The 14,282-nt window shown below is 70.2% G+C and carries 10 protein-coding genes and 1 pseudogene; 7 read left to right on the top strand and 4 right to left on the bottom strand.

Features of this window, described 5'->3' with window-relative positions:
- Positions 1-214 (bottom strand): annotated as a pseudogene (locus H7F49_RS16080) (hypothetical protein); the annotation flags it as partial.
- A gap of 105 nt (positions 215-319) precedes the next feature.
- Between H7F49_RS16080 and H7F49_RS16075 the strand changes: the two are divergent.
- A complete protein-coding gene (locus H7F49_RS16075; protein ID WP_235982254.1) occupies positions 320-1,393 on the top strand; it encodes a DMT family transporter in 1,074 nt (357 codons plus the stop codon).
- 166 nt (positions 1,394-1,559) lie between these two features.
- Positions 1,560-4,229, top strand: a complete 2,670-nt coding sequence (gene acnA, locus H7F49_RS16070; RefSeq protein WP_185684594.1) for an aconitate hydratase AcnA — start codon at positions 1,560-1,562, stop codon at positions 4,227-4,229.
- Between the two features lie 359 nt (positions 4,230-4,588).
- On the opposite strand, the gene ppa is transcribed toward acnA, so the two are convergent.
- The 3 genes from ppa to H7F49_RS16055 form a co-directional block, all read right to left on the bottom strand.
- On the bottom strand, positions 4,589-5,128 hold the full coding sequence (gene ppa, locus H7F49_RS16065; RefSeq protein WP_185684593.1) for an inorganic diphosphatase: 540 nt from the start codon (positions 5,126-5,128) through the stop codon (positions 4,589-4,591).
- Positions 5,129-5,243: 115 nt separating this feature from the next.
- Positions 5,244-5,921 carry a DUF1345 domain-containing protein gene (locus tag H7F49_RS16060; protein WP_235982253.1) on the bottom strand — a complete coding sequence of 226 codons (678 nt, stop codon included), beginning with the start codon at positions 5,919-5,921 and terminating at the stop codon, positions 5,244-5,246.
- A gap of 24 nt (positions 5,922-5,945) precedes the next feature.
- Positions 5,946-7,979 (bottom strand): M61 family metallopeptidase, encoded by a 2,034-nt coding sequence (locus tag H7F49_RS16055; protein WP_185684592.1) that lies wholly within the window; start codon positions 7,977-7,979, stop codon positions 5,946-5,948.
- A 112-nt stretch (positions 7,980-8,091) separates the two neighbouring features.
- On the opposite strand from H7F49_RS16055, the gene hisS reads away from it, so the two are divergent.
- From hisS to lnt, 5 genes are all read left to right on the top strand, one after another.
- Positions 8,092-9,330, top strand: a complete 1,239-nt coding sequence (gene hisS / locus H7F49_RS16050) for a histidine--tRNA ligase (RefSeq protein WP_185684591.1) — start codon at positions 8,092-8,094, stop codon at positions 9,328-9,330.
- A gap of 262 nt (positions 9,331-9,592) precedes the next feature.
- On the top strand, positions 9,593-10,657 hold the full coding sequence (gene prfA / locus H7F49_RS16045; protein ID WP_185684590.1) for a peptide chain release factor 1: 1,065 nt from the start codon (positions 9,593-9,595) through the stop codon (positions 10,655-10,657).
- The gene (gene prmC, locus H7F49_RS16040; RefSeq protein WP_235982252.1) at positions 10,650-11,507 is read left to right on the top strand and encodes a peptide chain release factor N(5)-glutamine methyltransferase; all 858 of its coding nucleotides are present in this window, start codon (positions 10,650-10,652) and stop codon (positions 11,505-11,507) included. The genes prfA and prmC overlap by 8 nt, the downstream gene beginning before the upstream one ends.
- Before the next feature lie 251 nt (positions 11,508-11,758).
- Positions 11,759-12,589, top strand: a complete 831-nt coding sequence (locus tag H7F49_RS16035) for a DUF4167 domain-containing protein (RefSeq protein WP_185684589.1) — start codon at positions 11,759-11,761, stop codon at positions 12,587-12,589.
- 173 nt (positions 12,590-12,762) lie between these two features.
- A complete protein-coding gene (gene lnt, locus H7F49_RS16030; RefSeq protein WP_185684596.1) occupies positions 12,763-14,274 on the top strand; it encodes an apolipoprotein N-acyltransferase in 1,512 nt (503 codons plus the stop codon).
- The last annotated feature ends 8 nt before the right edge of the window (positions 14,275-14,282 follow it).

Below are 14,282 nucleotides of genomic sequence, written 5' to 3'. Positions count from 1 at the left end.
GGGTGGCGGGCGCGCGCGGGGTGGCGGGCGCGCGCGGGGCCGGTGCCGCGGGCGTCGCCGCCTGGGCCAGGACCGCCTGGGCCAGGACCGTCTCGGGCGCGGCCAGGGCGGCTCCGCTCAGGGCGGCACCGGCCAGCAGCAGAGGGGCCAGGCGGAACGACGCGCCGGCCGGGCGGAGGGAACGGCGAGCGGGACGGCAATTGGTACGGATCACGGCTTACCCTGTTCAGACCCTGCGGAGCGTCCCGGACGACCCGCGCGGATGGCGCTGTTGGCCCGGTTCATGCCCCTTTCGCCGCCCATCATCAAGCACTCCACCTTGCCCAGGCCTGAATTGCCGGCGGGAATCGGCGAGCCGAGTGGTGACGGACCGGGCGCGGGGCGATATGGCACCGCGATGAACGCCACCGCGCCCGACCCGGTCCACGCTGCCCGCCCCGTTCGCCCCGCCCTGCTCTGGCCGGTGCTGGCGGCGGTGGTCGGGATCGCGCTGTTCTCGGTGATGGATGCCCTGATGAAGCGGGCCTCGCTGATCGGCGGGGTCTGGCCCGCGCTGTTCGCGCGGAGCGTGGCCGGGGCGGTGGTGCTGGCCCCGGTCTGGCGGCTGCGCGGAGGAACCTGGCCGGCCCCGGCGGTGCTGCGGCTGCATGTCCTGCGCGGCGTCCTGGCCTCGGGCATGGCCAGCACCTTCTTCTATGGCGTGGTGATCATTCCCCTGGCCGAAGGGATCGCGATCTCGTTCATCGCGCCGCTGATCGCGCTGGGGCTGGCGGCGGTGATCCTGGGCGAACAGGTGCGCCGCGCCGCGGTGGTGGCGGCCCTGATCTCGCTGGCCGGGGTCGGGGTGATCGCCTGGGGCCAGCTTGGCGAGGCCGCACCCCGCCCCCATGCCGCGCTCGGCATCGCCTCGATCCTGCTGTCGGCCGTGCTCTATGCCTGGAACCTGATCGTCCAGCGCCAGCAGGCCCAGGTGGCCAGCCCGGTCGAGGTCGCGCTGTCGCAGAACGTGATGATCGCGCTGGTGCTCGGCCTGGGTGCGCCGCTGGCCGTGGCCGGGCAGGGCCTGCTCGGCTTCGGCACGGCCCTGGCCCCCGATGCGCTGGCGCTGCTGCGCCCCGCCCCCGGGGCCTGGCCCGATATCCTCGGCGCCGCGGTCCTCTCCTCGACCTCACTGATGCTGTTGTCCTGGGCCTATGCCCGGGCCGAGGCGCAGTGGCTGGTGCCGGTCGAATACACCGCCTTCGTCTGGTCGGCGCTGATGGGCTGGCTGTGGTTTGCAGAGGCGGTGACCGGCTGGACCCTGGCCGGTCTGGCGCTGATTCTCGGCGGGGTCTGGTTCGGCACGCGCACCCCCAGTCCGGCCGTGGCCGACCCGCAGGCCCCCCCGGGCTGACGGACCGCGCGGGCCGGGTCGTGGCGTCCGCCCGCGTCCGACCTTGGCAAGGCTTGACGTTGCAGCCGCGAACGCGCATCGGCGGCCCGACTCAGTCATCCGCGCCGCCCCTCACCGGGGCCGCCGGCGCGGCCATCTCCAGCCTCCAAGGGGGAACTTCGCAGACATGACCCAGGTCGGACAGGACAAGCTCGGCACCCGCTCCACGCTCACCGTCGGGGGCAAGACCTTCGCCTACTACTCGATCCGCAAGGCGAGCGCGCAGATCGGCGACGTTTCGCGCCTGCCGTTCTCGATGAAGGTCCTGCTCGAAAACCTGCTGCGCTTCGAGGACGGCGGCTTCACCGTCTCGACCGACGACATCCAGGCCCTCGCCGACTGGCAGAAGGACCCCAGCTCGAGCCGCGAGATCCAGTACCGTCCGGCGCGCGTGCTGCTGCAGGACTTCACCGGCGTGCCCTGCGTGGTCGATCTGGCCGCGATGCGCGACGCGATTGCCAAGCTGGGCGGCGATACCAGCCGGATCAACCCGCTGGTCCCGGTCAACCTGGTGATCGACCACTCGGTCATGGTCGACGAGTTCGGCCACCCCAAGGCCTTCGAACAGAACATGGAGATCGAGTACCAGCGCAACATGGAGCGCTATGACTTCCTCAAGTGGGGTTCGAAGTCGCTCGCCAACTTCTACGCCGTGCCCCCGGGCACCGGCATCTGCCACCAGGTCAACCTGGAGCACATCGCCCAGACCGTGTGGACCAGCCAGGACCAGAACGGCGAGACCGTGGCCTATTTCGACACCTGCGTCGGCACCGATTCGCACACCACCATGGTCAATGGCCTGGGCGTGCTGGGCTGGGGCGTCGGCGGGATCGAGGCCGAGGCGGCGATGCTCGGCCAGCCGGTCTCGATGCTGATCCCCGAGGTTGTCGGCTTCCGCTTCACCGGTGAACTGCAGGAAGGCGTGACCGCGACCGACCTGGTGCTGACCTGCACCAACATGCTGCGCAAGCACGGCGTGGTCGGCCGCTTCGTCGAATACTACGGCCCGGGCCTGGCCGGCCTGACCCTGGCCGACCGCGCGACGCTGGCCAACATGGCGCCGGAATACGGCGCGACCTGCGGCTTCTTCGGCGTGGACGACAAGACGCTGGACTACCTGCGCCTGACCGGCCGCGAGGAAGAGCAGATCGCCCTGGTCGAGGCCTATGCCAAGGAGCAGGGCTTCTGGATCGACCCGTCGGTCGAGCCGGTCTTCACCTCCACGCTCGAACTCGACCTCTCGACCGTGGTGCCCTCGCTCGCCGGGCCGAAGCGCCCGCAGGACCGCGTCTCGCTGCCCGAGGTCGACGACGTGTTCAACGCCGACATGGCGAACACCTACAAGAAGGCCTATGCCCGCGTTCCGGTCGAGGGCAAGGACTTCACCATCGGCGACGGCGACGTGACCATCGCGGCGATCACCAGCTGCACCAACACCTCGAACCCGGGCGTGCTGGTCGCCGCCGGCCTGGTCGCCAAGAAGGCCGACGAGCTGGGCCTGAAGCCCAAGCCGTGGGTCAAGACCTCGCTGGCGCCGGGGTCGCAGGTGGTCACCGACTATCTGGTCAAGGCCGGGCTGCAGAAGCACCTGGACAACGTCGGCTTCAACCTGGTCGGCTATGGCTGCACCACCTGCATCGGCAATTCGGGCCCGCTGGCCGAACCGATCAGCAAGGCGATCAACGAGAACGGCCTGGTCGCCGCGGCGGTGATCTCGGGCAACCGCAACTTCGAAGGCCGCGTTTCGCCCGACGTGCGCGCCAACTTCCTCGCCTCGCCGCCGCTGGTCGTCGCCTATGCGCTGAAGGGCACGGTGGTCGAGGACTTCACCACCACCCCGATCGGGCAGAGCAAGGACGGCGTCGACGTCTACCTGAAGGACATCTGGCCGACCAACGACGAGGTCTTCACCACCATGGCCGGCTGCATGGACCGCGCCATGTTCCAGGCCCGCTATGCCGACGTCTACAAGGGCGATGCCCACTGGCAGGCGATCGACGTGACCGGTTCGGAAACCTATTCGTGGCGCGCCGGTTCGACCTATGTCGCCAACCCGCCCTATTTCGAGGGCATGGAGATGACCCCGGCCCCGGTCAGCGACATCATCGCGGCCAAGCCGCTGCTGATCCTGGGCGATTCGATCACCACCGACCACATCAGCCCGGCCGGCTCGATCAAGGCCGACAGCCCGGCGGGCCAGTGGCTGATGGAGCACCAGGTCAGCAAGGCCGACTTCAACTCCTACGGTGCGCGCCGCGGCCATCACGAGGTGATGATGCGCGGCACCTTCGCCAACATCCGCATCAAGAACGAGATGGTCCCCGGGATCGAGGGCGGGATGAGCCGCTACGGCGACGAGGTCGGCGCGGTCTACGACGTGGCGATGAAGCACAAGGCCGACGGAACCGCCATGGTGGTGATCGCCGGCAAGGAATACGGCACCGGCTCCAGCCGCGACTGGGCGGCCAAGGGCACCAACCTGCTGGGCGTGCGCGCGGTGATCGTCGAGAGCTTCGAGCGCATCCACCGTTCGAACCTGGTCGGCATGGGCGTGCTGCCGCTGCAGTTCAAGGACGGCGAGAGCCGCACCTCGCTGGGCCTGACCGGTGACGACAGCTTCACGATTCTGGGCGTCGCCAGCCTGCAGCCGCGCCAGGACGTGGAAGTGGAAGTGACCCGCAAGGACGGCTCGACCTTCACCTTCACCGCGCTGTGCCGCATCGATACCGCCAACGAGGTCGAATACTTCATGAACGGCGGCATCCTGCACTACGTGCTGCGCAAGCTCGCCGCCTGAGGCGGTTCGGCCAGAACCAACAGGAAAGGGCGGTCCCGCGGGGCCGCCCTTTTCGTTTGGGGATGGGGTCGATTGCAGACACTTGCCTGGAACCCCCATCCCCATCCCCTCCCCCCGCTCATCCTGAGCTTGTCGAAGGACGGGGAGGGGAGCGAGACTGGCCCTGCCGCAGGCGGGGCTAGTCGCAGCGGGGAGGGGGCTCGACGGTCGTGTTGGCCGTCGACCCCATCGCCCTTCGTTTGGGGGAATGCGCCAGCTTGGGGAGAGAGCTTGCCGCTGTTCCTCCCCCCTTCACCCCCCAAGCAAAAAGGGCGGCCCCGTGGGACCGCCCTTCCGTTTTCCGATGCTGAACCCGCGGCTCAGCCGGCCTTGGCCTGCTTGGCCCGCTCGATCGCCTCGATCACGATGCGCTTGGCCTCGTCGGCATCGCCCCAGGCTCCGACGCGGACCCACTTTTCGGCCTCGAGGTCCTTGTAGTGGGTGAAGAAGTGCTCGATCTGCTGGAGCACGATCTCGGGCAGGTCGGACTTCTCGCCCACGTCCTGGTAATAGGGGAAGGTCGAATCGTCGGGGACGCAGACCAGCTTCTCGTCGCCGCCGTGCTCGTCTTCCAGGTTCAGCACCGCGATCGGCCGGGCGCGGACCACCGAGCCGGGGACGAAGGGCGAGCGCGCGATCACCAGAGCGTCGAGCGGATCGCCGTCGGGCGAAAGGGTGTGCGGCACGAAGCCGTAGTTGGCCGGATAGCGCATCGGCGTGTGCAGGATGCGGTCGACGAACAGCGCGCCCGAGGCCTTGTCGAATTCGTACTTCACCGGTTCGCCGCCCACCGGCACCTCGATGATGACGTTGAGGCTGTCGGGCGGGTTCTTGCCCACGGGGATCATGTCGATGCGCATGCGGAGCCTTTTGCTGAGAGGATCGCGGGCCGTGGCCCGCCGCGATGATTCGCGCGCTTAGCCGGGCTCGTGTTGCACTGCAACAGGGACCAAGGTCTCAGAACGCCCCGACGGTTCAGCCCCCGCCGCCCAGCGCGTTGATGGTGAAGGCGATCACCCCGATGTTGAAGACGAAGGCGGCGAAGGAATGGAGGATCGCCACGCCGCGCATGCGACCAGCGGTGATCGCCACGTCCGATGTCTGGAAGGTCATGCCCAGGGTGAAGGCGAAATAGGCGAAGTCGATGTAGGCCGGTTCCGGGGTGCCGGGAAAGTCCAGCCCGCCGTGATCGGCGCCCGAGCCGGGGTGCGGGGTGTAGTATTCGTGCGCGTAATGCAGCGAATAGACGCTATTGGCAAAGGCCCAGGCCAGCAGCAGCGTGACGATCAACTGGCCGGCGGCCACGGGATCGCCGCGCCGCGCCGCCGGCAGCTCACCGGCGATCGCGGCCAGGGTGACCAGCATCAGCAGGGTGGTCACCACCAGCACCATCAGCCGGTTGGCGCTGTTGGCATCGGCGTGCGTGCGGATCTCCGCGGCGGCGCCGTGGCGCAGCAGCGGCAGCAGCGAGGCGAGGAACACCGCCGCCGCCACGTCAAAGCCAACCGCCAGCGCGGCGGTCCAGGCGGTACCGGGCACCAGCCGGTGATAGGCCCCCGCGGCGAGCGGCAGCAGCACCAGCACCGCGAGGAACCGCGGCGGGGCGATGGTCCGACCGATCGCCCGGTGCATCTGCCGCTGCCACCCGGTCATCGCGGGCTCACCCGGCGTGCCCGCCTACTTGGCCTTGGCCTTGGCGGCGACCGGGGCGGGCAGGCGCGGAGCCAGCAGCAGGTCGAGGCCGGCCGGACCCTTGCCCGGAACCTTCTCCAGCCAGGGGTACCGCAGCCCGCCGCGGTAATCGATGGAGACGGTGCGCACCGCATCGCCGCGCTGGACCACGAAGGTCAGCGGGGCCGGGCCACCGGCCGGGGCCGCCTTGGCCGCGGTGATCGCATCGCGCAGCACGGCCGGATCATAGGCCCGCCCGTTGACCGAGACGATCTTGGTGCCGCTGACCAGGCCCGCCTCGAAGGCCGGACCGCCCCAGCGCACGCCGGTGACCTTGGCGTCCTTGTCCACCGACATGCCCAGCGACCAGGTCAGGCTGAGCACGCGGGCGTCGGCGAAGCGGCCCTTCTCGAACGGGTTGGGGGTGTCGCGCCAGACCAGCTGGTAGCCCCCCTGTTCGATCCCGGCGAGCGGGGCCGGGCGGCCCGGCTGCTCGATCCGCTCGCGCAGGAACTTGTCCCAGTCGTAGGGATAGATCGCGTTCAGCGTGGTGACGAGGTCGCCGAACTCGTAAGTCACCGTGCCCCAGTCGCCGTCGCGGATGCCGAAGAAGGCCTTGGCGAAATCGTCCATGCCCTTCTTGCCGCCCGTCCCGGCGCGGATGATCTGGTCGGCCTCGAGCCAGACCAGCGCGCCTTCGGTGTAGTAATCCTCGCCGCGGGTCAGCGAGGCATAGGGCTTGGGCTTGCGCGCGGCCATGATCGGATCGAGCGTGGTGTCCTCGACCGACCGCCAGGCGCGGCCCGGCGAATCGACGAAGTTGGCGGCATTGCTGGCGAACTGGCCCAGCACCACGTCCTTCGACTGCACCCCCGAGCGGGCCGCCAGGACATAGCCCCAGAACTGGTTCTGCCCCTCGTAGACCCAGAGCAGGTGGTTGCCCATCGGCTGGCGGTAATCCGGGGTCCACAGCCGGGCCGGGCGGCGGAACTTGCCGTCCCAGCTATGCGACAGCTCGTGCGGGATGACGTTGCGGTCCCAGTCCATCCCGGCCCAGTCGGTCCAGCTCGTCGGCTCCATCTGGTTCTCGCTCGAGCGGTGATGCTCCAGCCCGATCCCGCCCATGCGGTCGGTCAGGGCCAGGAGGAACTCGTAATGATCGAAGTGGCGGCTGCCGTAGAGCGCGACCGCCTCGTTCACCAGGTTGCGATAGGTGGCCAGGTTTTCGGGCTTGATCGCCAGCAGCTTGGGATCGTCGGCCACGACGTTCATCGCCACGTTCTGCCCCAGATCCCAGCGCCCGGCATGAATCCCGGCAAAGATCGGCGAATCGACCAGCGTTTCGTAATCGGTCTCGTTCCAGGTCACGCGGTTGGGACCGGTGTCGGCCACCGGGCTCGTCGCTCCGGGGCCCTGGGCGCCGTCCAGCGCGGTGAACACCCGCCAGCCCTTGGGGAAGGTCACGGTGGGCCGGATCTTGACCTGGCGCACGTAGTGCCCGGCCGGATAGAACGACATCAGGTCCCATTCGAGATTGAGCATCTCGCCGGTCATGGTGATCCGGCCCTCGCTGCTCTGCAGCGGCGAGGTGTGGACGAAGCGGGCGGTCACCTCGCGGGTGCCGGCCGGCACGTCGACGTGGAAGGCGAACACGTCGACCGTGTCACGCTTCCAGGTCAACAGCTTGTCCCCGGCGTAGAACCGCAGGTCGGCCACCTGTTCCGACCGGCCGCGCGGGGCATGGGCGCCGGGGATCCACTCCGGCAGCAGCAGGGTCAGCCGGCTGGTGCCCTCGGCCACCGGGATCCGCTCGGTCACGCGGTAGACGCCGCGGGCCACGTCGGTGGCGTCGATCTCCAGCGCGATGGTGCCCGGATAGGGCACGTCGCGCGGGGCCGGGATCAGGTCGTCCGGGGCGACGGCCATCGGCGCCGAGCGCACCGAACCGGCCGACTGGGCCGCAAGGGGAGGGGTGGCAACCAGGCCGGCGAGCACCAGCGCGGGAACCAGGGCGGGAATGAGCGTGCGATGTGATTTCATCCGTTATTAGAATCAGGAAAGTGCCGCCAGCGCAACCCGTCCCGCGGGTCGTTTCGTCGCGCGGGCCGTGGCGACTTTCCCCCCGCCGCGGAACGCGGTAAGCGCCCGCACCATGAGCAGCATCCAGACCCCCCAGGCGATCCGCGGCACCCAGGACATCTTCGGCGCCGAGGCCGAGGCCTTCGGCTTCGTGGTCGAGACCTTCGAGCGCGTGCGCCGGCTCTACCGCTTCCGCCGCGCCGAGATGCCGGTGTTCGAGAAGACCGCCGTGTTCAGCCGCTCGCTGGGCGAGACCACCGATGTGGTGTCGAAGGAGATGTATTCGTTCGAGGATCGCGGCGGGGAATCGCTGACCCTGCGGCCCGAATTCACCGCCGGGCTGGCCCGCGCCTACCTGACCAACGGCTGGCAGCAGTACGCCCCGCTCAAGCTGGCCACGCACGGCCCGCTGTTCCGCTATGAACGGCCGCAGAAGGGGCGTTACCGCCAGTTCCACCAGATCGACGCCGAGGTGATCGGCGCGGCCGAGCCCCAGGCCGATGTCGAGCTGCTGGTCATGGCGGATCAGCTGCTCCACGAACTGGGCATCGCCGACGGGGTCACCCTGCAGCTCAACACGCTGGGCGATGCCCCCAGCCGCGAGGCCTGGCGGCTGGCGCTGATCGCCTATTTCCGCGACCACGCGGCCGAGCTGAGCGAGGATTCGCAGGAGCGGCTCGAGAAGAACCCGCTGCGCATCCTCGATTCGAAGGACCCGCGCGATAAGCCCTTCACCGCCGCGGCGCCCAGGATCGACGATTTCCTCTCGGCCGAGGCCCAGGACTTCTTCGGCAAGGTCACCAGCGGGCTCGACGCCGCGGGCGTCGCCTGGACCCGCGCCCCGGCGCTGGTCCGCGGGCTCGACTATTATCGCCACACCGCCTTCGAATTCGTCACCGACCGGCTCGGCGCCCAGGGCACCGTGCTGGGCGGCGGGCGCTACGACGGGCTGATCGAGGCGCTCGGCGGCCCGCCCACCCCGGCGGTCGGCTGGGCCGCGGGGATCGAGCGGCTGGCCATGCTGGTGGGGGAGAAGGGTGAGGCCAAGCCCGACGTGGTCGTGGCGCTGGAGGACGATACCGCGCATGCCTATTCGATGCGCCTGATGGCAGACTTGAGACGGGCGGGCTTTTCCGCCGAACTCATCGCTTCAGGCTCGCCGCGGAAACGCTTTGATAAGGCTGTGAAGATTGGCGCCGACAGCTTGATCGCGATTGGCATCGACGGCGGTACCCCTCAGCTTCGGCTGCGTTCCACGCCGGTTTCCCAGCGGGGTGAGGAGTTGGAGCAGTTTCTGGTGTCGTTCAGGTAATGCTCGACTTTGTACCTCGTCACCCTGAACTCGTTTCAGGGTCTATCCTTCCCCACGCGGCTTCGCGTGCGGGCGCGGGATGGATGCTGAAACAAGTTCAGCATGACGATAATGTTGAGGGGGGCACATCAGCCTATGCCGCCCGTCGCCCCTGCGCAGGCAGGGGCCTATCCCGTCATTCCGCGCGCGCAAGGCTCGATCCGGTGACCTTGGGTTGGGCCCCTGCCTGCGCAGGGGCGACACGTTTGGGAATGGTAGCCCCATGGCGGTAAGCGACACCCGCCTCGCCCAGATCGCCGGGCGGTTTGCCGAGCTGGAGGCGCGGCTCGCTTCGGGCACGCTCGAGGGCAAGGAGTTCATCGCCGCCAGCCGCGACTATGCCGAGCTCGAGCCGGTCGCCCGCGCCGCCGCGGCGGTCCAGGCCATGCGCGCCGAACTGGCCAGCCTCGCCGCGCTGGACGATCCCGAGATGCGCGAGCTGGCCGAGGAGGAGACCGCGCGGCTGCGGCACGCACTGCCCGCGGCCGAGCATGCCCTGTCGATCGCCATGCTGCCGCGCGACGCGGCCGACAGCCGCCCGGCCATGCTGGAAATCCGCGCCGGCACCGGCGGCGACGAGGCCGCGCTGTTCGCGGCGGACCTCTATCGCATGTACGAACGCTTCGCCGCCGAGCAGGGCTGGCGGGTCGAGCTGGTCAGCGCCAACGCCTCGGAGATCGGCGGGTTCAAGGAAGTGGTCGCGAATGTCTCGGGCAGCGGCGTTTTCGCCAAGCTCAAGTACGAAAGCGGCGTCCACCGCGTCCAGCGCGTGCCGGTGACCGAGAGCGGCGGGCGCATCCACACCTCGGCCGCCACCGTCGCGGTCCTGCCCGAGCCCGACGAGGTCGACGTGCAGGTTGAGGACAAGGACCTCAAGATCGACATCTACCGGGCTTCGGGCGCGGGCGGGCAGCACGTCAACACCACCGATTCGGCCGTGCGCATCACCCACCTGCCGACCGGACTGGTGGTGATCTGCCAGGACGAGCGCAGCCAGCACAAGAACAAGGCCAAGGCCCTGCAGGTGCTGCGCGCGCGGCTCTACGAGAAGATGCGAGACGAGGCCCAGGGCGCCGAGGCCGAGGCGCGCAAGGCCATGGTCGGTTCGGGCGACCGCTCCGAACGGATCCGCACCTACAACTTCCCGCAGGGCCGGGTGACCGATCACCGCATCAACCTGACGCTGCACCGCCTGCCCGAAATCCTCGAGGGGCCGGGGCTGGGCGAACTGGTCGATGCCCTGATCGCCGAGGACCAGGCCAAGCGCCTGGCGGCGATGGATGGCTGAGCCTGTCGAAGCCCGCGCGCGCCGCATGACCATCGCCGAGGCCCTGCGCGAGGCCGCAACCACCCTGTCCGCCACCAGCGACACGGCGCGGCTGGATGCCGAAGTGCTGATGGCCCATGCCCTGGGCGTGACCCGGTCCGACCTGCTGCTCCGGCACATGGCGGGCGCGGTGCCCGAAACCTTCGCCACGCTGGTCGAGCGTCGCCAGGCCCATGAGCCGGTGGCCTATATCACGGGCCGGCAGGAGTTCTTCTCGCTCCCCCTGCGCGTCTCCCCCGCGGTGCTGATCCCGCGCGGTGACAGCGAGGTGCTGGTCGAGGCGGCGCTGGCGGCGCGGCCCGGAGCGCGGCGGGTGCTCGATTGCGGGACGGGCTCGGGCGCGCTGCTGCTGGCGACCCTGTCGCATCTCCCCCAGGCGCGGGGCGTCGCGATCGACCGCTGCGCGCGCGCGCTCGCCGTCGCGGCCGGGAACGCCGCCGCCCTGGGGCTGACCGGGCGCAGCGCGTTCCTGCAACGCGACTGGACCAGGCCCGGCTGGGCCGCCGGACTGGGCGGGGCCGACCTGATCCTCGCCAATCCTCCCTATGTCGAAACCGGCACGCCGCTCGCCCCGAGTGTCGCCGCGCATGAGCCCCATGGCGCCCTGTTCGCCGGCGCCGATGGTCTGGACGACTACCGGCGGCTGCTCCCGCTCCTGTCCGAGCTGCTGGCACCGGGCGGGGTGGCCTGCCTCGAGATCGGCTATGACCAGGCCGCCGCGGTGAGCGCCCTGGCGCGCGCGGCCGGTCTGGTGCCGCAGGTCCACCAGGACCTCAATGGCGCCGACCGCGTGGTGGAAATGGCGGCCTGACGAAGATTTCCCTTGGCAAGGGCCGCGCCGACCCCTAAATCGCCTAGGAGCCAGCGGATAGATGGACCCTTCCTCTCCTGCCGGTTCAAGCTCCAGCATTTGCAATCGGGCCCGGCCCCAGCGCCGCGAACCTCCGCAGATGTCGGGACACCGCTTTGCGGCGCCCTGCGGTGTCGCGTGGTGCGGATGATGAGCGAATCGCCTGCCGGCAAGGGAACGCCGCGCGGGGATCCGGTGAAGGAAAGTCACCCTTGAACAACAATCGTGGGAATAACCGTCGGCGCGGGCGCGGCAACAACCGTCCCCAGGGCGGTGGCCAGCAGCTCAACCGGATCGACAGCCGCGCGCGGGGCAATGCCCCCCAGTTGCTGGAGAAGTACCGCAAACTGGCCCAGGACGCGCACCAGAATGGTGACCGGGTGCTGGCGGAGTACTACCTCCAGTTCGCCGACCACTATTTCCGCGTGATCGCCGACACCCGGACCCGCCAGGAAGAACAGCGCCGGCCCCGCGATGACCGCTGGCAGGACCAGCCCGACGAGGGCGAGGACAACGCCGAGTTCGGCGGCGAGAGCGATTTCGCGTTCGACCAGCCGGTCTACACCCGCCGCGAACGCGAAGACCGCGAGCCCCGTGATCGCGAACCGCGCGAGCCCCGTGAACGGGAACCCCGTGAGCGCAACGGGCGCGATCGGGATGGCCGTGACCGTGATCCCCGCGATCGGGATGGGCGGGAGCGCGACCAGCAGCGCCGCGAGGAACCGGCGGTCGAGCCCGAGACCCAGACCGAGGCGGTCGTCGCCGAGGCGCCCTCGGTCTATGAGCCGCCCGAGAACCCCTTTGTCCGCGGGACCCGCGGGCTGCGGCCGCGCCGCGAGGATCGCCGGCCCCGGCGCGCCGAGCCCGGCGAGACCGCGGTCGACGAGGGTGAGGCTCCGGCCAAGCTCGATGCCGCCCTGCTGCCGCCAGCCTTCGCTCCGCGCGATGAGGCTCCGGTGGCGGATGACGGCGACGAGGCTCCGGCGCCCAAGCGGCGTGGCCGCAAGCCCAAGGCCGTTGCCGCGGCCGAGGACGAGGCCTGAATCCGGATCGCTGAATCCGGACCGCTGAGTCCGGAGATTGGGGCTTAACAGCGCGGGGCAGACCCGCCACAACGGCGCCCGTGGCTGATCCCGTCCTCTTCGCTCCGTCCGGCCCATCGGGCCGAACGTCCGCCCGGTTGCTTCCCTTCCTGCTGGCCCCGCTGGCCGGAGCCATGGCCGCCGGCGGCTTCCAGCCGGTCGGCCTGTGGCCGCTGACCCTGTTCGGCACGGCCCTGCTGGTCGGCCTGCTGGCCCGCGCCCGTGGGCCGTGGCAGGCGGCCGGATGCGGCTGGCTGTGGGGCGTGGGGCATTTCGCCCTCGGCAACAACTGGATCGCCACGGCCTTCATCTACCAGGCCAACATGCCGGCCTGGCTCGGCTGGGTCGGGGTGTTCCTGCTGTCGCTTTACCTGGCGGTCTATCCCGCCCTGGCCGCGGCCGGTGCCACGCTGCTCTCGCGCGGGCGGCCGGTGGCGGTGGTCTTCGCCTTTGCCGCGAGCTGGATCGTCAGCGAATGGCTGCGCGGCTGGGTCTTCACCGGCTTTCCCTGGAACCCGCTCGGGGCCGCCGCACTGGGCGGGTTCACCCGGGCCGGGCTCGCCCAGGTCCTGCCCTGGACCGGGACCTATGCCCTGTCGGGGCTGGTCGCGCTGCTGGGTGGGCTGTGGTGGCTCGGCTGGAGCCAGCGGGTGGCCCGGCCGCTGGTGGCGATCGCGCTGGTTGTCCTGCCCCTGGCCGCCGGGCGGCTGCCGCAGTTGAGCCCGGCCGATGGCGCCGGGCGGCTCGCCTTCACGCTGGTCCAGCCCGGGATCCCGCAGGAGGATCTCGACAATCCCGCGCTGTTCGAGGCCCAGTTCGCCACCGCCGTCCGGCTGACCCGCCGCCCGCCCACCGGGGCGCCGCGTCTGGTGCTGTGGCCGGAATCGGGTCTGCCCGACTACCTGCGCGATGGCTATCCCGCCCGGTTCTACGAAGCGACGACCTATGCCGCCGATCCGGTGCTGGCCCGCCAGCGGATCGGCCGGGTGATCGGGCCGGACAGCCTGCTGCTGACCGGTGCCGTCGACCTGGAGATTCGCCGAGGCCGCGCCGTGGCCGCGCGCAACGTGGTCACCGCGCTCGACGGGCAGGGGGTCATCCGCGGCTCCTATGCCAAGGCGCACCTGGTCCCTTATGGCGAATACCTGCCGATGCGCGGCCTGCTCGAACCGCTCGGCCTGTCGCGGCTGGTGGGCGGGACCTTCGATTTCTGGCCCGGCCCGGGGCCGCGGACGCTGGATTTCGGGCCGTGGGGCAAGGTCGGGATGCAGGTCTGCTACGAGATCGTGTTCCCGGGCGAGGTGGTCGATCCCGCGCACCGGCCCGATTACCTGTTCAATCCCACCAACGATGGCTGGTTCGGCGCCTGGGGCCCACCGCAGCACCTCGCCCAGGCGCGCCTGCGGGCGATCGAGGAGGGGCTTCCCGTGCTGCGCGCCACCACCAACGGGATCAGCGCGGTGATCGATGCCCAGGGGCTGGTCCGGCACAGCCTGCCGCGCCCCGTCGCCGGCCGGATCGACGGGCTGGTGCCGCCCGCGCACGACGCCACCCTGTTTGCCCGCTGGGGCAATCGCCTGGCGCTGGCCTGGGCGGCGGCGCTGGCGCTGTGCTCGGCGCTTGCCTTGCGGGCGCAGCGCGGCTAGGAGCGATC

The sequence above is a fragment of the Novosphingobium aerophilum genome (assembly GCF_014230305.1).
Classification (GTDB): domain Bacteria; phylum Pseudomonadota; class Alphaproteobacteria; order Sphingomonadales; family Sphingomonadaceae; genus Novosphingobium; species Novosphingobium aerophilum.
The sequence above is the reverse complement of the archived record's forward strand: the minus strand, read 5'-3'. Positions and strand labels throughout refer to the sequence as shown.